Origin of the sequence: Streptomyces thermocarboxydus, from assembly GCF_024760485.1 — a bacterium.
Lineage (GTDB): Bacteria > Actinomycetota > Actinomycetes > Streptomycetales > Streptomycetaceae > Streptomyces > Streptomyces cellulosae.
This window is the reverse complement of record NZ_CP058273.1, coordinates 6000090-6022049: the sequence shown is the minus strand read 5'-3', so window position 1 is coordinate 6022049 and position 21960 is coordinate 6000090. Positions and strand designations below refer to the sequence as shown.

19 protein-coding genes are annotated in these 21960 nt (G+C 73.6%); 11 read left to right on the top strand and 8 right to left on the bottom strand.

Annotated elements, in window-relative coordinates; genetic code table 11:
* Nucleotides 1-29: 29 nt before the first annotated feature.
* The 5 genes from AY578_RS27570 to AY578_RS27550 all read right to left on the bottom strand — a co-directional run bounded on the left by AY578_RS27570 (nt 30) and on the right by AY578_RS27550 (nt 5708).
* On the bottom strand, nt 30-587 hold the full coding sequence (locus AY578_RS27570) for a GNAT family N-acetyltransferase (protein WP_019521773.1): 558 nt from the start codon (nt 585-587) through the stop codon (nt 30-32).
* Between the two features lie 82 nt (nt 588-669).
* Nucleotides 670-1593 carry a S66 peptidase family protein gene (locus tag AY578_RS27565; RefSeq protein ID WP_086020082.1) on the bottom strand — a complete coding sequence of 308 codons (924 nt, stop codon included), beginning with the start codon at nt 1591-1593 and terminating at the stop codon, nt 670-672.
* 14 nt (nt 1594-1607) lie between these two features.
* A complete protein-coding gene (locus AY578_RS27560; RefSeq protein ID WP_258905915.1) occupies nt 1608-3560 on the bottom strand; it encodes an LpqB family beta-propeller domain-containing protein in 1953 nt (650 codons plus the stop codon).
* Nucleotides 3561-3577: 17 nt separating this feature from the next.
* Complete coding sequence (locus AY578_RS27555; protein WP_028961451.1) at nt 3578-4882, bottom strand: M20/M25/M40 family metallo-hydrolase; 1305 nt, start codon at nt 4880-4882, stop codon at nt 3578-3580.
* Entirely contained in the window at nt 4875-5708 is an 834-nt protein-coding gene (locus tag AY578_RS27550; protein ID WP_019521777.1) for a M55 family metallopeptidase, read from the bottom strand. The genes AY578_RS27555 and AY578_RS27550 overlap by 8 nt, the downstream gene beginning before the upstream one ends.
* A gap of 174 nt (nt 5709-5882) precedes the next feature.
* Here AY578_RS27550 and AY578_RS27545 point away from each other — a divergent pair, with 174 nt between their 5' ends.
* From AY578_RS27545 to AY578_RS27515, 7 genes are all read left to right on the top strand, one after another.
* The gene (locus AY578_RS27545) at nt 5883-6776 is read left to right on the top strand and encodes an SDR family oxidoreductase (RefSeq protein ID WP_019521778.1); all 894 of its coding nucleotides are present in this window, start codon (nt 5883-5885) and stop codon (nt 6774-6776) included.
* 199 nt (nt 6777-6975) lie between these two features.
* On the top strand, nt 6976-8160 hold the full coding sequence (locus AY578_RS27540) for a substrate-binding domain-containing protein (RefSeq protein WP_258905912.1): 1185 nt from the start codon (nt 6976-6978) through the stop codon (nt 8158-8160).
* 2 nt (nt 8161-8162) lie between these two features.
* A complete protein-coding gene (locus AY578_RS27535; RefSeq protein ID WP_258905911.1) occupies nt 8163-8903 on the top strand; it encodes an ABC transporter ATP-binding protein in 741 nt (246 codons plus the stop codon).
* On the top strand, nt 8900-9640 hold the full coding sequence (locus tag AY578_RS27530) for an ABC transporter ATP-binding protein (protein ID WP_137209217.1): 741 nt from the start codon (nt 8900-8902) through the stop codon (nt 9638-9640). The genes AY578_RS27535 and AY578_RS27530 overlap by 4 nt, the downstream gene beginning before the upstream one ends.
* Entirely contained in the window at nt 9640-10566 is a 927-nt protein-coding gene (locus AY578_RS27525; RefSeq protein WP_028961452.1) for a branched-chain amino acid ABC transporter permease, read from the top strand. The genes AY578_RS27530 and AY578_RS27525 overlap by 1 nt, the downstream gene beginning before the upstream one ends.
* The gene (locus AY578_RS27520; RefSeq protein ID WP_019521783.1) at nt 10563-11630 is read left to right on the top strand and encodes a branched-chain amino acid ABC transporter permease; all 1068 of its coding nucleotides are present in this window, start codon (nt 10563-10565) and stop codon (nt 11628-11630) included. Before AY578_RS27525 ends, AY578_RS27520 begins: the two co-directional genes overlap by 4 nt.
* The gene (locus tag AY578_RS27515; RefSeq protein ID WP_019521784.1) at nt 11627-12520 is read left to right on the top strand and encodes an alpha/beta hydrolase; all 894 of its coding nucleotides are present in this window, start codon (nt 11627-11629) and stop codon (nt 12518-12520) included. The genes AY578_RS27520 and AY578_RS27515 overlap by 4 nt, the downstream gene beginning before the upstream one ends.
* 59 nt (nt 12521-12579) lie before the next feature.
* Here the strand turns inward: AY578_RS27515 and AY578_RS27510 are convergent, their stop codons facing one another.
* Nucleotides 12580-15012, bottom strand: coding sequence for an MFS transporter (locus tag AY578_RS27510; RefSeq protein WP_019521785.1), 2433 nt, complete (start codon nt 15010-15012; stop codon nt 12580-12582).
* A 174-nt stretch (nt 15013-15186) separates the two neighbouring features.
* Entirely contained in the window at nt 15187-15633 is a 447-nt protein-coding gene (locus AY578_RS27505) for an SRPBCC family protein (RefSeq protein WP_019521786.1), read from the bottom strand.
* A 160-nt stretch (nt 15634-15793) separates the two neighbouring features.
* Between AY578_RS27505 and AY578_RS27500 the strand changes: the two genes are divergently transcribed.
* From AY578_RS27500 to AY578_RS27490, 3 genes are all read left to right on the top strand, one after another.
* Nucleotides 15794-16831 carry an Rv2578c family radical SAM protein gene (locus tag AY578_RS27500; RefSeq protein ID WP_019521787.1) on the top strand — a complete coding sequence of 346 codons (1038 nt, stop codon included), beginning with the start codon at nt 15794-15796 and terminating at the stop codon, nt 16829-16831.
* A 133-nt stretch (nt 16832-16964) separates the two neighbouring features.
* On the top strand, nt 16965-18551 hold the full coding sequence (locus AY578_RS27495) for an alpha/beta hydrolase (protein WP_020699964.1): 1587 nt from the start codon (nt 16965-16967) through the stop codon (nt 18549-18551).
* Nucleotides 18552-18604: 53 nt separating this feature from the next.
* Nucleotides 18605-19159, top strand: coding sequence for a GNAT family N-acetyltransferase (locus tag AY578_RS27490; protein ID WP_051101567.1), 555 nt, complete (start codon nt 18605-18607; stop codon nt 19157-19159).
* A gap of 14 nt (nt 19160-19173) precedes the next feature.
* Here AY578_RS27490 and AY578_RS27485 read toward each other — a convergent pair whose 3' ends face one another.
* A complete protein-coding gene (locus tag AY578_RS27485; protein ID WP_258905907.1) occupies nt 19174-19779 on the bottom strand; it encodes an adenylosuccinate lyase in 606 nt (201 codons plus the stop codon).
* A gap of 350 nt (nt 19780-20129) precedes the next feature.
* On the opposite strand from AY578_RS27485, the gene AY578_RS27480 reads away from it, so the two are divergent.
* Nucleotides 20130-21935: a 3-hydroxyacyl-CoA dehydrogenase family protein gene (locus tag AY578_RS27480; protein ID WP_258905906.1), complete on the top strand. Its 1806-nt coding sequence runs from the start codon at nt 20130-20132 to the stop codon at nt 21933-21935.
* Nucleotides 21936-21960 lie beyond the last annotated feature (25 nt).

The following is a 21960-nucleotide window of genomic DNA, read 5'->3' as shown; positions in this document are numbered from 1 at the left end:
GTGACGAGCGGCTTTCGCGCGGGGCCCGGTCAGTCGTCCCCGGTCAGCATCTCGGTGGTGAGCGCCCAGCGTTCGTGGTCGCGCCAGGCGCCGTCGATGTAGAGCATCTTTGGGGAGAAGCCCTCCTTGCGGAAGCCGCAGGCGCGGGCGAGGGCGATGGAGGCGGTGTTGCCGGGCTGCACGTTGATCTCCAGCCGGTGCAGCCGCATCGGCCCGAACGCGTACCGCACGACGAGGTCCAGCGCCTCGCGCATCAGCCCGCGTCCGGCCGCGTGGGCGAAGGCGCCGTAGCCGAGGGCGCCGCAGAGGAAACCGCCCTCGACGATGTTGTTGATGTTGACGAAGCCGGCGAGGGCGCCGTCCGCCTCCCTCTCGCAGACCAGGAACCCCGCCTTGGCGGGGTCCTCGATCAGCCGCTGCGCGTAGGCGGTGTAGGCGGCCGGGGTGTCCGGCGGGAACAGCCAGGGGTGGTGCAGGTCCTTGCTCTCCCTCGCCCGCGCGGTGAACTCGGCGGCGTCGTCGTAGGTGAAGTGGCGCAGGCCCACGCGGCGGCCTTCGGTGAGGTAACGGGAAGCGGTGTGCGGCACCCTGTCACCCTACGACGCCGGCCCGGGGACGCACACCGGGCAGCGCGCGCTCGGCCCGGTCCTCGGCCCGGTCCCGCCGTGTTCAGCTCAGCGCCGGTTCCTCCAGTGTCAGCGTCCCCGCGTCCGCGTCCAGTTCGGCCGCGACGCCGAACGGCAGCGTCAGCGCGTCGTCGCAGTGCCCGAAGCCGAACTGCTCGGCCACCGGCACCCCGAGCCCGCCCAGCCGGTCCACGAGCAGGGCGCGCACCGTGTCGTACGGGTCGCACTCCGCCCAGGAGCCCAGCAGCAGCCCGGCGACGCCGTCGAGCATCCCGGCGCGCAGCAGCTGGGTGAGGTAGCGGTCGAGGCGGTAGGTCTCCTCCCCCACGTCCTCCAGGCACAGCAGTCCGCCGCGCGCGGAGTCGCGGGTGTGCGGCGTGCCGATGCCGCCGGCGATCAGGGAGAGGCAGCCGCCGAGGGTCACGCCGCGGGCGCGTCCCGGGACCAGCGCGGTGCCGTCGGAGCGGATCGTGCGCACCGACTCGGGGTCGAACAGGGTGGCCCGCAGGTGTTCCTGGGCGCGGGCGCTCTTGATGAAGTCGGCGCCCGCGGCCATCGGCCCGTGCAGGGTGACCAGGCCGAGCCGGACCGCGAACGCCTCGTGCAGCGTGGTGATGTCGCTGAACCCGACGAACACCTTCGGCCCCGCCGCCCGCATCACCTCCCAGTCGAGGGCGTCGACCATGCGCTGGGCGCCGTAGCCGCCGCGGGCGCAGATCACCGCGTCGACGGCCGGGTCGCACCAGGCGTTCTGCAGATCGGCGGCCCGGTCGGCGTCGGCGGCCGCGAGGTAGCTCAACTCCGTGTGCCGGCCGAGGACGTGCGGGGCGGCGACGGGGTCGAGGCCCCAGCCGCGCAGCACGTCGAGCCCGGCGGCGAGCCGTTCCTCGGGGATGGGCCCGCTGGGTGCGACCACGGCCACCCGGGCGCCGGGGGCGAGGCGGTGCGGCCGCCGCAGCGGATTCAGCGGGGTCGGCGTGGTCACGGCGTCAGCTCCAGGGCCGGGATGCCGGGCGTCTTCAGCCCGAACACCTGCGCGTACAGGGACAGCTCGGCCTCCAGGGCGCGCACCATGGTCTCCGCGCGGCGGAAGCCGTGGCCTTCGCCCTCGAAGGTGAGGTAGGCGTGCGGGACGCCCCGGCCGGCCAGCCGGGCGAGGAACCGCTCACACTGCACGGGCGGGCAGATCACGTCGTCCAGCCCCTGGAGCAGCAGGAACGGCGCGCTCAGCCGGTCGGCGTGGGTGAGCGGCGAGCGCTCCTCGTACCGCTCGGGCACCTCGGCGCGCGGGCCGATCAGGGTCTCCAGGTACTGCGACTCGAAGTCGTGCGTCTCCCCCGTGCCCCAGCCGGTGAGGTCGAGCACCGGGTAGATGATCGTGCCGCAGGCGTAGACGTCGGTGGTGGTGAGGGAGGCTGCGGTGGTCCAGCCGCCGGCGCTGCCGCCGCGGACCGCGAGCCGCCGGGGGTCGGCGACGCCTTCCTCGGCGAGGGCCCGCGCGACGGCGGCGCAGTCCTCGACGTCGACCACGCCCCACTGTCCGCGCAGCCGGTTGCGGTACTCCCGGCCGTACCCGGTGGAGCCGCCGTAGTTGACCTCGGCGACGCCGATGCCGCGCGAGGTGAAGTAGGCGATCTCCAGGTCGAGGACCAGCGGGAAGCGGCCGGTGGGGCCGCCGTGCGCCCAGATCACGTACGGGGGCAGCTCGCCGGCGGGTCCGGTGCTGCCGGGGTTGCGCGGCGGGTACACCTGGGCGTGGATCTCCCGGCCGTCGGGCCCCGTGAAGGTGCGGACCTCGGGCTCGGGGTAGTACGCGGGGTCGACGGCGTCGCTGTGGGCGGCGCCGATCACACGGGCCCTGCCGGTGCGGGTGTCCAGCTCCACGACCTCGTAGGAGCTGTGCGGGCCGGCGCCGACGGCGACGACCCGCTCACCGAGCGCGGCGACGGTGGGTCCGAACTCGCTCCACGGTCCCGCGGCGTCGACGAGCTCGCAGGTCTCCGGGTCGAGCACGCCGAGCCGCAGGGCGCCCTTGCCGTGCAGGACGGCGATCAGCCCGCCGTCCAGCGGGGCGAACCAGCGCTGGCCCAGCTTCCACAGCGGCCCGGCGAACTCCTCGGGGCGCGCGCAGACAGGCTCGCCGTCCCGGTAGAGGTTCCACCAGCCGGTGCGGTCGCTGGCGTACAGCAGGCGGTTGTCGTGGGTCCAGTCGGCCTGCGGGACGGACTCCTCGGGTCCGCCGGCCACGGTGCGGGCGCCGGTCAGGGTGCCGTCCGCGGCGACGTCGGCGACGATCAGCTCGGTGCCGTCCCACGGCATGCGGGGGTGGTCCCAGCCGATCCAGGCGGCGCGCGTCCCGTCGGGCGAGAGCCGCGGTCCGGTGACGAACCGGTGCTTCTCCGCGGTCAGCTCGCGGACCGCGCCCCGGTCCTCGGCCGCGGACCCGTCGAGGGGCACGGCGGCCGGCACGCGGCGCACGTCGCTCGGGCCGTCGCCGGTGAACTCCTCCAGGACGCACCACACCTCGCCGCGCTCCGGCAGCACGACGGGCTCGGCCCAGCGCAGCCCCAGGCCGACCGGCGACACCGGGGTGAGCGGCACCGGTTCGGCGCCCGGCTCCCAGCGGTAGAGGCGCTGGTCGGGGAAGTGCGCGAACACCACCAGCGGCACGCCGTCGCGCACCGCGCCCGCCCAGGGGTGGCCGCCGTACTCGATGACGCGGCTGCGGACGTTCCACGGCGCGGGCAGGACCGACTCCTCGGTGCCGTCCGCGTGCCGCCGCACCAGGGTGCGGCGGCCCGCCTCGGCGGGGCGGGGCTCGGTCCACCACACCTCGTCGCCGACGAAGCCCACGTACTCGGGGCTGCCGTCGTGGGCCGCGGCCGTGGCCGCGTCGACGGGCGAGGGCCACTCGCCGTACGCCAGGGTCTGCACTGTCTCCCCCACTCGCTTCACGCCGACCGCAGGAACCGGTCGAGCACCTGGACACCGAACTGGAGCGCCTCGACCGGCACGCGCTCGTCCACGCCGTGGAAGAGGGCCTGGTAGTCGAAGCCCTCGGGCAGCTTCAGCGGCGCGAAGCCGTACCCGGTGATGCCGAGCCGGGCGAACTGCTTGGCGTCGGTGCCGCCGGACATGCAGTACGGCACGGTGTGCGCCTCGGGCGCGAAGGCCTGCACGGCCTCCCGCATCGCGGCGAACGTCGGCGAGTCCACCGGCGCCTGGAGGGCGATCTCCCGGTGGGCGAACTCCCAGTCGACGTCGGGGCCGGTGAGCCGGTCCATGGTGGCCCGGAACTCGTCCTCGGTGTCCGGCAGGAACCGCCCGTCGACGTGCGCGACGGCCTCGCCGGGGATCACGTTGACCTTGTAGCCGGCGTCGAGCATCGTCGGGTTGCTGCTGTTGCGGACGGTGGCCTCGACCAGCTTGGCCGCCCCGCCGAGCTTGTCCAGCAGGGCGTCCACGTCGGACAGGTCGGTCTCGATGCCGTACACGGCGGCGATCTCGGTCAGCGCGGCGCGCACCGTCGGGGTGAGGCGCAGCGGCCACTCGTGCTCGCCGATGCGGGTGACGGCGGCGGCGAGGCGGGTGACCGCGTTCTCCCGGTTGACCTTGGAGCCGTGTCCGGCGCGGCCGCGGGCGGTGAGCCTCATCCAGCCGGTGCCGCGCTCGCCGGCCCCGATCGGGTAGAACTCCCGGCCCTGCCCGTCGTGGAAGGTGTACGCGCCGGACTCGCTGACGCCCTCGGTGCATCCCTCGAAGAGGTGCGCGTGCCGGTCCGCGAGGAACCCGGCGCCGTCCGCGGCGCTGGCCTCCTCGTCGGCGGTGAACGCGATGACGACGTCCCGGCGCGGCCGGACGCCCTCGCGGGCCCAGGAGCGCACCACGGACAGGATCATCGCGTCCATGTTCTTCATGTCGACGGCGCCGCGTCCCCAGACCACACCGTCGCGGATCTCCCCGGAGAAGGGGTGCACGCTCCAGTCGGCGGGCTCGGCCGGGACGACGTCCAGGTGGCCGTGGAGCAGCAGCGCGTCGGCCGACGGGTCGGTGCCCTCCAGCCGCGCCACGACGTTGGTCCGGCCCCGGGTGCGCTCCAGCATGACCGGCTCCAGGCCGGCCTCGGCGAGCCGCGCCGCCGCGTACTCGGCGGCGGGACGCTCCTGGCAGTCGCCCCCGCCCCGGTTCGTCGTGTCGATCCTGATGAGGTCGGACGTGAAGGTCACGACCTCGTCCAGGGCGAGCTGGTCAGCCATACTGCTCCTCCACCGCGGCCGAGGCGATCGTGGTGACCGCCTTGAAGGTGCGGATTGCGTCGTACATGGTCTCGCTGGTGTAGATCACCTTGCGTTCGCCGCCCCGGGTGACGCCCGGCACGACGGTGACGGCGCCGGCCAGGTGCTCGGCGTCGAACTCCACCGCCACGGTGAAGGGACCGCCGCTGACCGGCTCCCGGCGCACCGCGAGCGCGGCGGCCTCCTTGGCCGCCGCGTGGATGTCGGCGGCCGTCCGGGACGGGGTGCGGCACACGGCGGCGTACCGCGACACGTGGTCCTTCACGGCGACCTTCAGCGCCTCGGGCGCGTACCCCAGGGCGTCCTCGCAGGCCACGTCGTCGCCGGTGACGAGGATCACCGGGACTCCGTACTCGGCGGCCACATGGGCGTTGAGCAGGCCCTCGCTGGCGCGCACGTCGTTGAGCCAGACGCCCGTGATGGAGTTGGCGAGGAAGGTGTGCGCGAGGACGCCCTCCATGCCGGCGCCCGCGTGGTAGCCGACGAAGGCGATGCCGTCGACGTCGCCGCGCTGCACGCCCTCCACCATGGACAGCGCCTTGTGCCGGCCGGTGAGCATCTCGGCGCGCTCGTCGAGCCGCTCGAGCAGCAGATTGCGCATGGTCCAGTGGGCCTCGTTGATCAGCACCTCGTCGGCGCCGCCGTCGAAGAAGCCGCGCACGGCGGCGTCCACGTCGGAGGTGAACATCGACCGGCACCGCTCCCACTGGGGCGTCCCCGGCAGGACGTCGGCGGGCCAGGTGACACCGGTGGCGCCCTCCATGTCGGCGCTGATGAGGATCTTCATGGCGCACACGCTACGTCGTCACGTATCGCTCCGGCCACCCTGTGGATAACTCTCACCGGTCCAGACCACTGACGCCCTCGGTCGCCTCGGCCCGCACCGCCCGACCTGCGCGGATGCCCGGGCGGACCTACGGTGAACGGGACGAACGCCCGCCACGGAGCACAGGAGCGTCGTATGCCGCGGACCCGGAACCCGCTGGACGGAAGGACCGCCGTCGTCACCGGCGCGGCCCGCGGCCTCGGCGCGGCGCTGGCCCGCGAGCTGTCCGCGCGCGGCATGAAGGTGGCGCTGCTCGGGCGGGAGGAGCGGACGCTGCGGCAGGTGCGGGACGAGCTGCCCGGTGAGGGCGGCTGCTGGGAGGCCGACGTCACGGACGACGAGGGCCTCGCGGAGACCGGCGCGGACATCCGGGCGCGTCTCGGGCCGCCGTCGGTCGTGGTCGCCAACGCGGGGGTCGCCGAGGGTGGCCCGTTCGCCGAGTCGGATCCGGCGGTGTGGCGGCGGGTGATCGAGGTGAACCTGGTCGGCAGCGCGGCCACCGCCCGCACGTTCCTCGGCGACCTGATGGCCACCGGCGGCTACTTCCTCCAGGTGGCGTCGCTGGCGTCGATCGGCTCGGCGCCGATGATGAGCGCGTACTGCGCCTCCAAGGCGGGCGTCGAGGCGTTCGCGCACTCCCTGCGGGCGGAGATGGCGCACCGTCATGTGGCCGTGGGTATCGCCTACATCAACTGGACGGACACCGACATGATCCGCGGGGTGGACGAGCACGCGGTGCTGCGCGAGCTGCGCGGCCACATGCCGCCGCCCGCGCGGAAGGTGTACCCGGTGGAGCATGTGGCGGGGCGGCTGGTGGACGCGGTGGAGCGGCGCCGTCCGTCGGTGTACGTGCCCGGGTGGCTGCGCGCGACGCAGCTGGTGCGGGGCGCCATGCCGCCGGTGGTGACGGCGCTGTCCCGGCGTGAACTGCCGCGGCTGGCCGCCGCCGAGCCGTTCGAGGCGACGGGGCTGCTGGGCGCGGGCGGTCTCGCGGACCAGGCCGCCGCCCGGAGCCGCCGGCCCTCCTGAACAGCGCCACCTCCTCATCAGTCGCGCCTCAACGACATGTGTAGACACCACGGTTGAACGCTGTCGCATGTGTGCGGGCCACATTGTGGCCGGATCTGACGCGGATCACACTGCCGGATACCGCTCAGCGCACAGTGATCACCCGTGACGGATCGTGCCGCTGGCGTCGTCCGCCGTCGCACCGAGGAGCCGTACGGTCATGCGTAGACCCCTTGTCCTGTCCGCCGCCGTGGCCCTGTTCGCCACCGCCTTCGCCGCCGGCTGCTCCAGCCCCGGCAGCAGTACCGCCTCCGGCGCCGAGGAGGTGAAGGTCGCCCTCATCACCTCCACCAGCGGACCGCTGGCCTCGTACGGCGAGCAGTACCTGCACGGTTTCGAGGCCGGACTCGACCACGCGACCGACGGCACCGGCGCCGTCGACGGCGTGAAGATCACCCTGCTCGAGGACGACGACGGCGGCGACCCGGCCAAGGGCGTCTCCCTGGCCAAGAAGCACATCGGGCAGGGGGTGCCGATCATCGCGGGCTCCGCGGTCTCCGGCGTGGCCACCCAGATCGCGCCCGTCGCGGCGCAGAACAAGACGCTGTACATCAGCGGGCCCGCCGCCACGGACGCGCTGACCGGCGCCAACCGCTACACCTTCCGCTCCGGCCGGCAGACCTACCAGGACGTGCTGACCGCGAAGAACATCCTGGGCGCCTCCAAGGGCAAGAAGGTCGTGGTGCTGGCCCAGGACAACGCCTTCGGGCAGGCCAACGCCGCCGCGGTGAAGTCCGTGCTCGGCACCGGCGGCACCACCGTCAGCGAGGTGCTGGCGCCGCCCGCCGCCACCGACCTGACCCCGGTGGCGAGCAAGGTGAAGGCGGCCCGGCCGGACATGGTGTTCGTCGCGTGGGCCGGGGACACCGCCCGGTCGATGTGGTCCACCCTCGACCAGCAGGGCGTGCTCGACGCCGCCACCGTCGTCACCGGCCTGGACAGCAGGGCGAGTTATCCGGTCTTCGGCAAGGCGCGCGAGAAGGTCACGCTGCTCGCGCACTATGTGCCCGGCGCCGCCGAGACGCCGGAGGCGAAGGCGATGCGGTCGTACTTCAAGGCGAAGAAGTGGGAGGAGGACCTGTTCACCCCGGACGGGTTCAACGCGGCGCAGATGGTCGTCGAGGCGGTCCGCGCGGGCGGCGCGAAGGGCGACACGGACGCCATGGTGAAGGCGCTGGAGGGCTTCTCGTTCTCCGGGGTGAAGGGGCCGAACACCGTGCGGGCCGCCGACCACGCGCTGCTTCAGCCCACGTTCCAGGCGCGGTTCACCACCGCGGGCATGCCCGAGGTGGCGCGGACGTTCACGGCCGGGCAGGTCGCGCCCGCCGAGACGAGGATCGGCTGAGCATGACACCCGTACTGCAACTGGACCGGCTGTGCTGGTCGGTGGGGGGCGCCGACATCATCGACGGGGTGTCGCTCGCCGTGCGCGAGGGTGAACTCCTCGCCGTGATCGGCCCGAACGGGGCGGGCAAGACCTCCCTGTTCAACCTGATCACCGGGCTGACCCGGCCGACCGGCGGCGCCGTCCTGCTCGACGGCCACGACATCACCGCCCTGCCCCCGCACCGCCGGGTGCGCCGGGGCATCGGGCGGACCTTCCAGTCGTCCTCGGTGTTCCCCACGATGACGGTCGCCGAGCACGTCGACCTGGCCGCCCGGTCCGCCGGGGTGCGCCGGGTCGGCGCGGCCGACGTCACCGGCGTGCTGGAGCGGGTCCGGCTGGCGCACCGCGCCGGGGATCTCGCGGCCGGCTTGTCGCACGGCGACAAGCGCAAACTGGAGCTGGCGATGCTGCTCGCGCCCACCCTCGGCGCGGGCTCGGCCGGGGCGCGGCTGATGCTGCTGGACGAGCCGATGGCCGGGGTGGCCTCCGAGGAGACCGCCGAACTCACCGATTTGATCCGGTCGTTGCACCGCGACGAGGGCCGCACGGTGCTGCTGGTGGAGCATCACATGGACGTGGTCCTCGGCCTCGCCGACCGGGTGGCCGTGATGCACCACGGGCGGCTGCTCGCCGCCGCGAGCCCCGCCGAGGTCATGGCGGACGCCACCGTCCAGCAGGCCTATCTGGGAGACGAGCTGTGACCGCGCCACCGATCCTGCGCGTCGAGGGACTCGACGTGGACATCGCCGGGTCCCGCATCCTCACCGGCGTCACCTTCGACGTGCCCGCCTCCGGCGTGACCGCGCTGCTGGGCCGCAACGGCGTCGGCAAGACGACGACGATCCGCGCGGTGCTGGGCCTGCTGCCCGACGGCGGCCGGGTCACCGCGGGCCGTGTCACCTTCGCGGGCGACGACATCACCCACGAGTCCACCCACCGCACCGTGCGGCGCGGCATCGGCTACGCCCCCGAGGACCGCGGGGTGTTCGCCGGGCTCACCGTCGCCGAGAACCTCGCGCTGGCAGAACGCCCCGGCCACGAGCACCGCTACGACCTGGTGCACGACCTGTTCCCTGAGCTCGCCGCCCGACGCGACCAGCGCGCCGGCACCCTGTCCGGCGGCCAGCAGCAGATGGTCGCCCTCGCCCGGACCCTGCTCAACGACAACACCCTCGTCGTCGTCGACGAACCCACCAAGGGCCTCGCGCCCCGCGTGGTCACCGAGGCCGCCGAGGTGCTCGAACGGGCCGCCGAGCGCGTGCCGTTGCTGCTGGTCGAGCAGAACCTCGCCGTGGTACGGCGGCTGGCGCGCAGCGCGGTGGTGCTGGACGCCGGCCGGGTGGTGCACACCGGCGACGCCCGCGACCTGCTCGCCGACACCGCCCGTACGACCGCGCTGCTGGGCGTCGGCAGCCGCCCGGACCACGGAGCCGCCTGATGGACACCCTCGTCCTGCTCACCCTGACCGGCCTCGGCCTGGGAGCCCTGTACTTCCTCATCGCCTCCGGACTCGCCCTGATCTTCGGGCTGATGGACGTGCTGAACTTCGCGCACGGCGCGTTCCTCACCGTCTCCGTCTACGCCGCCTGGCGCACCGCCGAGACGGTCGGCGGGATGCCGGGGCTGCTGCTCGCGGCGGTCGTCGGCACCCTCACCGGGCTGCTGCTGGCGGCCGTGGTCGAACTGGTCCTCATCCGGCGGCTGTACGGCCGGGTCAAGGAGCAGATCCTGGTCACCGTCGGACTCTCGCTCGCCGTCCCCGCCCTCGTGCAGACGGTCTGGGGCGCCGACGCCCGGCCCTTCCCGGTGCCCGACGCGCTCTCCGGCACCGTGGGCGTCCTCGGCGCGCGCGTGCCGGTGAACCGGTTCCTGCTGATCGCGGTGGCGCTGCTGGTGCTCGCCGGCATCCACCTGTTCCTGTCCCGCACCCGTTACGGGCTGATCGTCCGCGCCGGGGTGGAGGACCGCGCGATGGTCACGGCGCTCGGCATCGACGTCACCCGCGCGTTCACCCTGGTGTTCGCGCTCGGCGGCGCCCTCGCGGGCCTGGCCGGCGTGCTCGGCGGCCTCTACTTCGGCTCGCTCTCCCCGCACCAGGGCACCTCGCTGCTGGTGTTCGCGTTCGTCGTGGTGATCATCGGCGGTCTCGTCCCGATCACCAGCGTCGCGCTGTCCGCGCTCACCGTGGGCCTGGTGCAGCAGTACGCCAACTACTACGCGGGCGGCTACGGCGACCTGGCCGTCGTGGTCCTGCTGGCCGCGGTGGTGCTGTCCCGGCCGGCCGCCGGGACCGGGTCGCCGCTGACGCGGCTGCGCCGCGCGCTCACCACACCCCGCACCCGATCCGCAGGAGGCACGGCATGACCGCCACCCGCACCCCGCGGGCCACCCCCGCCGCCCCGGCGCCGGCCGTGAAGGACGCGCCGGGCGCCGAGGACGGGCTGCTGCGCCGGCTGCGTCCGGCGACCGTCCCGGTGGCGGTGCTGCTGGTCCTCGCGCTGCTGCCGTACTCGGCGCTGGACATCCCGGTGCTGCTCGACGGGCCGGTCAACTCCCCCGGCTCGCTTCAGCTGTTCGCCCTGTGCCTGGTCTTCGGCGCGCTCGCCCTCGGCTACGACCTGATGTTCGGCCGCACCGGGCTGCTGTCCTTCGGGCACGCCCTCTACATCGCCGGCGGCAGCTACGGCACCCAGCTCGCGATGACCGAGCTGGGCCTGGGCCTGCTGCCCGCCGCGCTGCTCACCCTGCTGCTCGGGGCGCTGGCCGCGTTCGTCCTGGGCGCGGTGTCGCTGCGCACCCTCGCCCTCGGCAGCGTCGGCTTCGCGATGGTCACGCTTGCCTTCGCGCAGGCGGGCTCCATCTACGTGGAGCGCAACCCGGGCGGGCTCACCGGCGGCGAGGAGGGCCTGCCGCTGTACGTCGACGGGGTGCCGGACGCCCTGGTCGGGGTGCAGAACACCGTGAACGTGTACTGGCTGGCGCTCGCCTATCTGGTCCTGGTGGCGGGCGTGGTGTGGACGGTGACCGCGCGTCCGGCCGGCCGGGTGTGGCAGGCGATCCGGGACAACGAGCAGCGCGTCGCGGTGCTCGGCCGCAGCCCGTTCGCGCACAAGCTGGGCGCGTTCGTGCTGGCGTCGTCCCTGGCGGTGCTCGGCGGTGTGCTGCACCTGCTGGTGACCGCGGGCGCCACCCCGCACACCTCGACGCCCGAGTTCACCCTGACCCTGCTGGTGATGGTGGTGCTGGGCGGCAGCGGCACCCGCTGGGGGCCGGTCGTCGGCGGGGTGCTGTTCACGTATCTCGACCAGCGGCTCGGCGGCTGGGACCTGGGGGTGGAACCGATGCTGATCCTGGGCAGCCTCTTCGTCCTGGCCGTCTATCTGGCCCCCGGCGGCATCACCGCCCTCGGCCGAAGGAGAAACGCATGACCACCTCCGGGTCCGCCCTCGCGCGGGACCTCACCGCCCCCGTCCGGGGCGGCCGGCTCGCCGTCACCCACTGGCCGGGCGAAGGACCGCCCGTCGTCGCCCTGCACGGCATCACCGCCAACTCGCTCGCCTTCGCCGCCCTCGCCGACGCCCTGCCCGGCGCCGACCTCTACGCCCCGGACCTGCGGGGCCGGGCCGGGAGCGCGGGACTGCCGGGGCCGTACGGGCTGGGCGCGCACGTGGACGACACGGTGGCGCTGCTCGACCGCCTGGGGCTCGAACGGGTGGTGCTGGTGGGCCACTCGATGGGCGCGTTCGTGGCCGCGCTGGCCGCCGCCCGGCACCCCGACCGCTTCCCGCGCGTGGTGCTGGTCGACGGCGGTCTCGGCTTCCCGCCGCCCGAGGGCGCCGACATCGACGCGCTGCTGAAGGCGGTGATCGGCCCGGCGATGGACCGGCTGTCGATGACGTTCGCGAGCGCGGAGGACTATCTGGCGTTCTTCCGCGCCCACCCGGCGCTCGGCCCGCACTGGGGCCCGCACGTGACGGGTTATGTGACGCGGGACCTGACGGGCACGGCGCCCGAGCTGCGCAGCAGCTGCGTGCTGGACGCGGTGCGCGCGGACGGCGCGGACGTGCTCCGCGACACGGAGACGCTGGCGGCGGTGCACCAGCCCCAGGTGCGGGGCGAACTGCTGTGGGCGGAGCGGGGGTTGCTCGACGAGCCGCAGGCGCTGTACGACGCCGGGCGGGTCGCCGCGGCGGCCCTGGACCCGGCGCGGCTGCCGGCCCGCCGGATCGACGGCACGAACCACTACTCGATCCTCTTCCCGCCGGCCGTGGAGGAGATCGCCTCGGCCGTACGGGACGCGCTGACGGCCCTGGGGTGACAGGCGTGGACCGGAGCCGCGGAGGGGGGGCGGCTCCGGTCCACCGGCACGGGGTGCGTTCAGTCCTCGTGCCCGAGCTGGAGGTCGCGTTCGGTGCGTCCCCCGCCGGCCACCTGGAGCACGGTGGCGACCGGCGGATAGCCGGCGGCGATGACCGTGTACTCGCCGGAGGACAGGTCGACGAACCGGAAGGTGCCGTCGGGTCCGGTGGTGAGGGTGTCGACGACGTTGCCCGCCGCGTCGAGCAGCGTGACCCGCGCGTCCTCCACCGGCCGTCCGCCGCCGGCCCGCACGGTGCCGCGGAGCACCGCGCCGCCCGCCAGCTCGACGTCCTGACGGGTCTCCCGCGCGGCCTGCACGGTGACCGGGAGGGCCGCCGGGCGGAACGCGGGCGCGCTGGCCGCGAGGGTGTACTCCCCGGCGACGAGTTCGGTGATGACGTAGCCGCCCTCGCGACCGCTGCGGGTGCTGGCGACGACCTCGCCGTGCACGTTGGTGAGGGTGACGGCGGCGTCCCGTACGGGCGTGCCGTCGGCGGTGACGACGCTGCCCGCGAGCCGGCCCGCGCCGCCGAGGACGACGTCGAGCTCGACGGGTCGCTCGCCGACGGTCACGGAGACCGCCTGCGGCTGGTGCCCGCCCGCGGCGGCGATCAGGACGTACGAGCCGGGTCCCGGGGTGGCCAGCGCGTACCGCCCGTCGGCGCCGCTCGCGCCGCGTCCGGTCTGCTGCCCCTGGACGTCGATGAGGGTGAGCGCCGCGCGGGGCACGGGGGTGCCGTCGGGGTGCTGGACGGTGCCGCAGACGGGGATGCCGCCGCTCTGCGCGCTGCGCGCGGACGGTACGCGCGCCTCGAAGTGCGGTGCTTCCCGGGCCGGGTCGGCGGTGGGGGTGTGGTGGGACACCAGTGGTTTCTCCTTGAGGAAGAAGGCGATGAGCAGGCCGAGGACGAGCACCGGCACGAGGTACAGGAAGATGCGCGGCATGGCGTCCGCATAGGCCTGGACGTAGGCGTCGCGCAGCTCGGGCGGCAGGGCGTGCACGAGCTGGGGGGTGATCGACTCGGCGTCGGCCGGCGCCCCTGCCGCGCCGGCGGGGAGCCGCTCGGCGAGCGCGTCGGTGAGCCGGCCGGCGAACAGCGTGCCGAAGACGGCGGCGCCGACGCTGCCGCCGATCTGCCGGAAGTAGTTGTTGGCGCTGGTGGCGGTGCCGAGGTCGGCGGGGCGCACCGAGTTCTGCACGGCGAGGACGAGGACCGGCATCACCATGCCGATGCCGGCGCCGAGGACGAACATCCAGACGCTGTAGTGCAGCCGGGGCGTGTCGGTCTCCAGGCGGGACAGCAGCCACATGCCGAGCACGGACAGGGCGGAGCCGACGATGGGGTGGCGGCGGTAGTGGCCGGAGCGGCTGATCATCTGCCCGGAGACGACGGACGTGCCGACGATGCCGCCCATCATGGGCAGCATCAGCAGCCCGGACTCTGTCGCCGAGGCGCCGTCGACCATTTGGAGGTAGGTGGGCAGGTAGCTGGCGGCGCCGAACAGGGCGACGCCGACGACGAGGCCCACCAGACCGGTGACGTTGAAGACGGAGTCACGGAACAGCCGCAGCGGGATGAGCGGTTCGACGGCGAACCGCTCGACGACCAGGAAGGCGGCGGTGGCCGCGACGGCGCCCGCGCCGAGGCCCAGCACGACGCGGGAGTCCCAGGCGTACTCGGTGCCGCCCCAGCTGGTGAGCAGGACCAGGCAGGTGGAGGCGGCGGTCAGCAGCAGTGTGCCGAGCACGTCGAAGCGGCGCCTGCCCGTCGGCTTGGGCAGCTTCAGCACCAGGGCGACGACGACCATGGTGAGCAGGCCGAAGGGCACGTTGACGTAGAAGCACCAGCGCCAGGTCAGATGGTCGGTGAAGTAGCCGCCGAGCAGCGGTCCTGCGACGGACGCGAGTCCGAAGGCGGCGCCGATGAGGCCCATGAAGCGGCCGCGCTGCCGGGCGGGCACGATGTCCGCGATGATCGCCTGGACGCCGATCATCAGGCCGCCCGCGCCGACGCCCTGCACCGCGCGGTAGGCGATGAGCTGGTCCATCGTCGTGGCGCGGCCGGCCAGCGCGGAGCCGACGACGAAGACCAGGATGGCGAACTGGAAGACGCCCTTGCGGCCGAGCTGGTCGCCGAGTTTGCCGTAGACCGGCAGTCCGACGGTGGCGGTGAGCAGATAGGCGGTGATCGCCCAGGACATCTTGTCCAGGCCGTGCAGCTCGCCGACGATCCTGGGCAGGGCCGTGGCGACGATCATCTGCTCGAGCGCGGCGAGCAGTAGCGCCAGCATCAGCGCGAGGAAGACGAGCCGGACCCGGGCGGGGCTCAGGGCCGGCCCGCTCTCCGCGGCCGGGGACGGAGGGTCCCCGGCCGGTGGCGCGGGGGGCCGCGGCCCCCCGGCCGATGGAGCCGTGACCGGCTCGTCCTGCGTCAGAGTGATCCCGCCCACGTGCCGCTCCCCTCGTCGCACTGCTGAACAATTCCCGCGTAAAAGCGACAACTACGAGCAAGCACGACGAGTTACGGCACAGAGTCGGTCCGTCGAGAGATCACCCGAACCGGTGACGGAAGCGCCAACTCCTCTTCAGATGAACGGAGTTGGACGAAGGCGGTGTGACCGGGACTACTGCTTCCCGACCTCGGCGTCCAGCCGGGCCAGCACCGCGTCGTAGATGCGGGCGAGGCCCTTGGGGGCGAAGGTGCGCTCGAAGAAGCCGCCGATGCCGCCCGCGCCGTTCCACACGCTGGTCACGACGACCCGGGCGCGGCCCTCGCCGGCGGGGGTGACCCGCCAGGTGGTGACCATGGAGGAGTTGCGGTCCTTCTCGACCAGTTCGCCGTCGGTGGGCTCGGTGACCTCCAGGAGGCAGTCGCGCACGCGCTTGCTGGTGGCCTGGAGCTTCCAGTGCACGAGGGTGCCCTCACCGTCGCCGCCCTCGCGGACCTCGTACTCGCTGAACTGCTCGGGCAGCAGCTTGGCGCGGGTGCCGCTGTAGTCGGCGAGGGCGTCGAACACCGTGTCCGCGTCCGCCGCGACGATCCGCTCCGTAGTGGCCTCGACCTGCGCCATCGCAATCCTCCAGGGCTGGGTTCTCCAGGGTCGGGGCACAGCCAACCACCCCCCGCGTCCGCCGCCCAAATCGGGGTTCCGGAACTGACCGAAGATGTCGCTCGCACGATCAAGGGAACATGTGTTCTATTCTGTGCGACAGCGACACCGAGGAGGCGTCATGCGCTGGGAGAACCTCTCACCGGACTCCGAACACGGCCGTGCCGACACCGCGCTGTTCGGCGCGGACGCGGTCACGACCCGTACCTTCGACACACCCGAATTCCGCGGCATCACGTTCCACGAGATCCGGGCCCGCTCCATCGTCAACCGGGTGCCGGGCGCCTCCCGCATGCCGTTCGAATGGACGGTGAACCCCTACCGGGGCTGCTCCCACGCCTGCGTCTACTGCTTCGCCCGCAAGACCCACAGCTACCTCGACCTCGACACGGGGCTCGGCTTCGACAGCCAGATCGTGGTCAAGGTGAACGCGCCCGAGCTGCTGCGCCACCGGCTCGCCTCCCGCTCCTGGCACGGCGAGCACATAGCCATGGGCACCAACGTCGACTGCTACCAGCGGGCGGAGGGCCGCTACCGGCTGATGCCCGGGATCATCGAGGCGCTGCGCGACCACGCGAACCCCTTCTCGATCCTCACCAAGGGCACGCTGATCCTGCGCGACCTGCCCCTGCTGCGGCAGGCCGCTGACGTGACCGACGTCGGCGTCTCGGTGTCGGTGGGCTTCACCGACGAGCAGCTGTGGCGCACGGTCGAGCCGGGCACCCCGGCGCCCGAGCGGCGGCTGGACGTGGTGCGCGCGTTCACCGACGCCGGCATCGGCTGCGGGGTGCTGATGGCGCCGGTGATCCCGTTCCTGGGCGACCGGCCCGACCAGCTGAGGGCGACCGTGCGGGCCATCGCCGCCTCGGGGGCCACCTCGGTCACACCGCTGGTGCTGCATCTGCGGCCCGGCGCCCGCGAGTGGTTCATGTCCTGGCTGGCCCGGCACCACCCGCACCTGGTCGCCCGCTACGAGCGGCTGTACGCGGAGGGCGCCTACGCGCCCCGCTGGTACCAGCGCCGGATCACACGTCAGGTGCACGACCTGGCCCGGGAGTACGGCATCGGCCCCGCGCGTGCGGGCACCCCGCGCCGCATCCCGGCCGCGGCGCCGCAGGAGCCGGAGACGGAGCTGCCGACCCAGCTGACGCTGCTCTGAGGGCATCCGGGCGCATCCGGCGGCCCGATCGGGTCACGTACCGGCGCAGCGCGTTCAGGCGGGGCGCCGCTCCGGGACGATGCCGCGTGAACCGTGTTGTGCACGGTCCGCGACATCTCGTCCTGGGAGAACCATGAAAAAACGCGCAGCCGTGCTGTGCGGCGCCGCCGCCGTCGTCGTCGCCTCGGGCCTCACGGCCGTGCCCGCCGAGGCAGGCGCCCCGCACGCCCCAGCGACGTTCCGCGCCACCGCGCCCGCCTGGAAGAAGTGCGGCACCGACGGCTACCCGACGCTGCAGTGCGCGTCCGTCGAGGTGCCGCTGGACCACGCCGACCCCTCCGGGCGCACGATCACGCTGGCGCTGTCGCGCATCCCGCACACCGCGAAGAAGTACCAGGGCCCCCTGCTGGTGAACCCGGGCGGGCCGGGCGGCAGCGGACTGACGCTCGCCGGGTTCGTCGCCGCGTCACTGCCGAAGGAGGTCGCCGCCGAGTACGACGTCATCGGCTTCGACCCGCGCGGCGTGGGCGACAGCCGCCCCGCGCTCGACTGCGCGCCGGGCCACTTCGACGCCGTCCGCCCCGACTCGGTCCCCACCTCGCCCGAGGTGGAGCAGGCCAACCTGGACCGCGCGAAGTCCTTCGCCGAGGCGTGCGGCCGCAAGTACGGGGACCTGCTGCCGCACATGACCACCACGGCCGCCGCGCGCGACCTGGACGTGATCCGCCAGGCGCTGGGCGCGGAGCGGATCAACTACTTCGGCTACTCCTACGGCACCTACCTCGGCACCGTGTACGCCAAGCTGTTCCCGCAGCGGGTGCGGCGTCTGGTGCTGGACTCCGTGGTCGACCCCACGGGCGTCTGGTACGACTCCAACCTCGACCAGAACCAGGCGTTCAACGCCCGCCACCGGGCCTTCATGGACTGGGTCGCCAAGAACGACGCGACCTACCACCTCGGCACCGACGCGGAGAAGACCGAGACCGCCTGGTACGCGATGCGGTCCGCGCTCAAGGAGAAGCCGGCCGGCGGGAAGGTCGGCCCGGCCGAGCTGGAGGACACCTACATGCCGGGCGGCTACTACAACGGCTACTGGCCCTACCTGGCCGAGGCGTTCGCCGCGTACGTCAACGACAAGGACGACGGGCCGCTGGTCGAGGCGTACGAGAACTTCGGCGCGACCGACGTCGCCGGGGACAACGGCTACAGCGTCTACACGGCGATCGAGTGCCGGGACGCGGCCTGGCCGCGGGACTGGGCGCAGTGGCGCAAGGACAACTGGGAGATGTACGAGCGGGCCCCGTTCATGTCCTGGAACAACGCCTGGTACAACGCCCCGTGCGCGTACTGGCCGGTCGAGGCGGCCCGGCCGGAGCGGATCAACACCACGAGTCAGGTGCCGCCCGCGCTGCTGTTCCAGGCCACGGACGACGCGGCCACCCCGTACCAGGGCGCCGTCACCGTGCACCGCAGGCTGGAGCGGTCCGGCCTGGTGGTCGAGTCGGGCGGCGGCAACCACGGCATCACGCTGAGCGGGAACGCCTGCCTGGACCGGCATCTGGCGGCCTATCTGGCCGACGGCACGGTGCCGCGCGGCAGCCACGGCGACGCCGACGCGGTCTGCGAGGCGCTGCCCGACCCCAAGCCGCTGACGTCGAAGGCGGCACCGGGCACGGCCCGCGGCTCGGTCCTCCACGGCCTGCTCGGCTCCCGTAGCTGACCCGGCGGAAACTCGGGGGCGGACGCGCGGCACGGTGGGTCATGATGCCCCTCATGACCACCCACCTGACCCGCGCGTCCGCCCCCGAGTCCGTCCGCATCCGCCCCATGACCCCCGACGACGGCGACGCGGTCGCCGCGATACGGGTCCGGGGGTGGCGGTTCGCGTACCGGGGGACGATCCCGCAGGCGTATCTGGACTCGATGGACGTCGCGGCGGAGGCGGAGAAGCAGCGGGCGCGCCTCGCCGCCGGGGACGGCAGCCTGGTGAACCTGGTCGCCGAGGCGGCGGACGGCACGCTCGCCGGATGGGCCGCGTACGGACCGTACCGGGACGGCGGGACGCGCACCGACGACGGTGAGCTGTACGCGCTGTACCTGACACCCGAGCGGATCGGGCAAGGGGTGGGTCGTGCCCTGATGGCCGAGGTGAAGGAGCGCTGCGCGGCGGCCGGGTATCCGCGGGTCTTCCTGTGGGTGTTCGAGAGCAACGCGCGCGCCCGCCGCTTCTACGAGGCGGCGGGCTTCACGCCGGACGGCACGGAGGAGCCGTTCGAGGTGGCCGGGGTCCAGGTCCCCGAGGTGCGGTACGTGCACGGCCCGAGGTGACGGCCCGTCACACGTCAGCGCTGCCCCGGGATCCGCCCGCGGGCGCTGCCCTGGTGCGGGATGCGGGCCAGGGCGTGCACCGCCGCCTCCGCGAGCGCGGGGTGGGCGAGCGCCTCGTTCAGCACGGACTGCGCGCGAGGGTCTCCGAGTTCGCCCAGACCTTCCACGCAGGCGAGCGCGACCCGGCGGTAGGGGTCGTGCGGGCGCAGCCGGCGGCGGAGGGTGGTGATCAGGGCCGGAACCGCCTCGGGCGCGCGCAGCTCGGCGAGCAGGCGGACCGGGTGCAGGGCGTAGGCGACGCGGAGTTCGTTGGTGGCGAGGGCGGCCGCGGCGCGGGCGGTGCGCGGGTCGCCGAGGCGGGCCAGGGCCTGCGCGGCGGCGGCGCAGCGGGGCGGGTCGCGGTGGTTGAGGAGGAGCACCAGCGCCTCGAAGGCCCGCCGGTCGCCCGCCGTCCCGAGCCGGTACGCGGCCAGTTCACGCGCCCACAGCGGCTGTCCGGGTGCGGTGAGGACGCCGGCCAGGACGTCGTGGTCGTCCGTGGCGGCCAGCCGCTCGAACGCGGCCGTGCCGCCGGACTCGGCCCGTAAGCGCTCCGTGAGCGTTCGCAACTCTTCGTCCATGCGACGAGGTTAGGCGGATCACACCGGGCGCGGGACCCACCTCACAAATCCGGGGGCTGGCGCGCTCGTTACCGGCGAGTTAAGCTCAGACGAGCGAGTTACCCACTCGCACCCTCCTCACGGCGGTCTGGTGACGCGGCCGCAGTGAGTCGCAGTCGGTTCGGTACGCGTGTACCGCAGTACGGCTCGGCCCCGGGACAGGGCCGGTCGGATCCGCCGCCGGATCTCCGGCGGTCCGGGCGTGTGCGCTCGCAGCCCGGCCAACACCCGCATTCACGCACGCACCCGGTGCGCCCCTCGGCGCACCCGGGCGCTGCTTCCGTCGTCACCCTCATTCCTGGAGTCCCGCGATGGCCACTCCCCAGTCCGACACCCCCTTGTCCCCGCTCCGGACCGTCGCCGTGGTCGGCCTCGGCACCATGGGCACCGGCATCGCCGAGGTCCTGGCCGCCGCCGGCCGCGACGTGATCGGCATCGACGTCAGCGAGGCCCAGGCCGCGAAGTGCGTCGCCGCCCTGGAGGCCTCCACCGCCCGTGCCGTCGGGCGCGGCCGGCTGACCGAGCAGCAGCGCGCGGAGCTCCTCGCCCGCGTCACCACGGGTACCGACCTCTCGGCCGCGGCCGGCGCCGACCTGGTGATCGAGGTCGCCCCGGAGTCGTACGAGATCAAGCAGCAGATCTTCCGGGAGCTGGACGGCATCGTGCGGCCGGAGACCGTGTTGGCCACCGGCACCAACGCGCTGTCGGTGACCCGGCTCGCCGCCGACTCCGCGCACCCGGAGCGCGTGCTGGGCATGCACTTCTTCAACCCGGCGCCGGCGATGAAGCTGGTCGAGGTGGTCTCCAGCGTGCTGACCGCGCCCGCCGCCGTCAGCGCCGTCACCGGCCTCGCCCTGGACCTGGGCAAGGAGCCGGTGGCGGTGGGCGACCGGCCCGGGTTCGTCGCCGACGGGCTGCTGTTCGGCTACCTGAACCAGGCCGCCGCGATGTACGAGGCCCGGTACGCCTCCCGTGAGGACATCGACGCCGCGATGCGGCTGGGCTGCGGCCTGCCGATGGGCCCGCTGGCGCTGCTCGACCTGATCGGCATCGACACCGCCCGCACGGTCCTGGACGCCATGTACGCCGCCTCCCGCGACCGGCTGCACGCCCCCGCGCCGATCCTCAAGCAGCTCAGCGAGGCGGGCCTGACCGGCCGCAAGGCGGGCCGCGGCTTCTACACGTACGAGACGCCCGGCAGCGGCACGGTGGTGGAGGACGCCCTCACCCCGCGTGCGGACGGCGCCTCCGTCGCCGGACGCCCGGTGCGCTCGGTCGGCGTGGCCGGCTCGGGCACGATGGCGTCCGGGATCGCCGAGGTGTTCGCCAAGGCGGGCTTCGAGGTCGTGCTGGCCGCCCGCAGCGAGGAGAAGGCGCAGGCCGCGAAGGCCCGTATCGGCAAGTCGCTGTCCCGGTCGGTCGACCGGGGCCGGATGACCGCCGAGGCGGCCGCGGGCACGCTGGACCTGATCCGTCCGACGGGCACCTACGACGACTTCGCCGACGTGGACCTCGCGGTCGAGGCGGTCGCCGAGGACCTGGAGGTCAAGCGGCAGCTGTTCGCCACGCTGGACAAGGTCTGCGAGCCGGGCGCGGTGCTCGCCACCACCACGTCGTCCCTCCCCGTCGTCGCCTGCGCCCGCGCCACGTCGCGCCCGCAGGACGTGATCGGCATGCACTTCTTCAACCCGGCGCCGGCGATGAAGCTGGTCGAGGTGGTGCGTACGGTCCTGACCGCCGACGACGTCCACGCCACCGTGCGCGAGGTCTGCGCGAAGATCCGCAAGCACGCCGTGGACTGCGGCGACCGGGCCGGGTTCATCGTCAACGCGCTGCTGTTCCCGTACCTGAACAACGCGGTGAAGATGGTGCAGGAGCACTACGCCACGCTGGACGACATCGACGCCGCGATGAAGCTGGGCGGCGGCTACCCGATGGGTCCGTTCGAGCTGCTGGACGTCGTCGGCCTCGACGTCTCGCTGGCCATCGAGAAGGTGCTGCACCGCGAGTTCCGCGACCCGGGTCTGGCCCCGGCGCCCCTGCTGGAGCACCTGGTGGCCGCGGGCTGCCTCGGCCGTAAGACCGGCCGCGGCTTCCGCGAATATGCCAAGCGCTGAGCACCACCCCGGCGAGCCGCTCCCG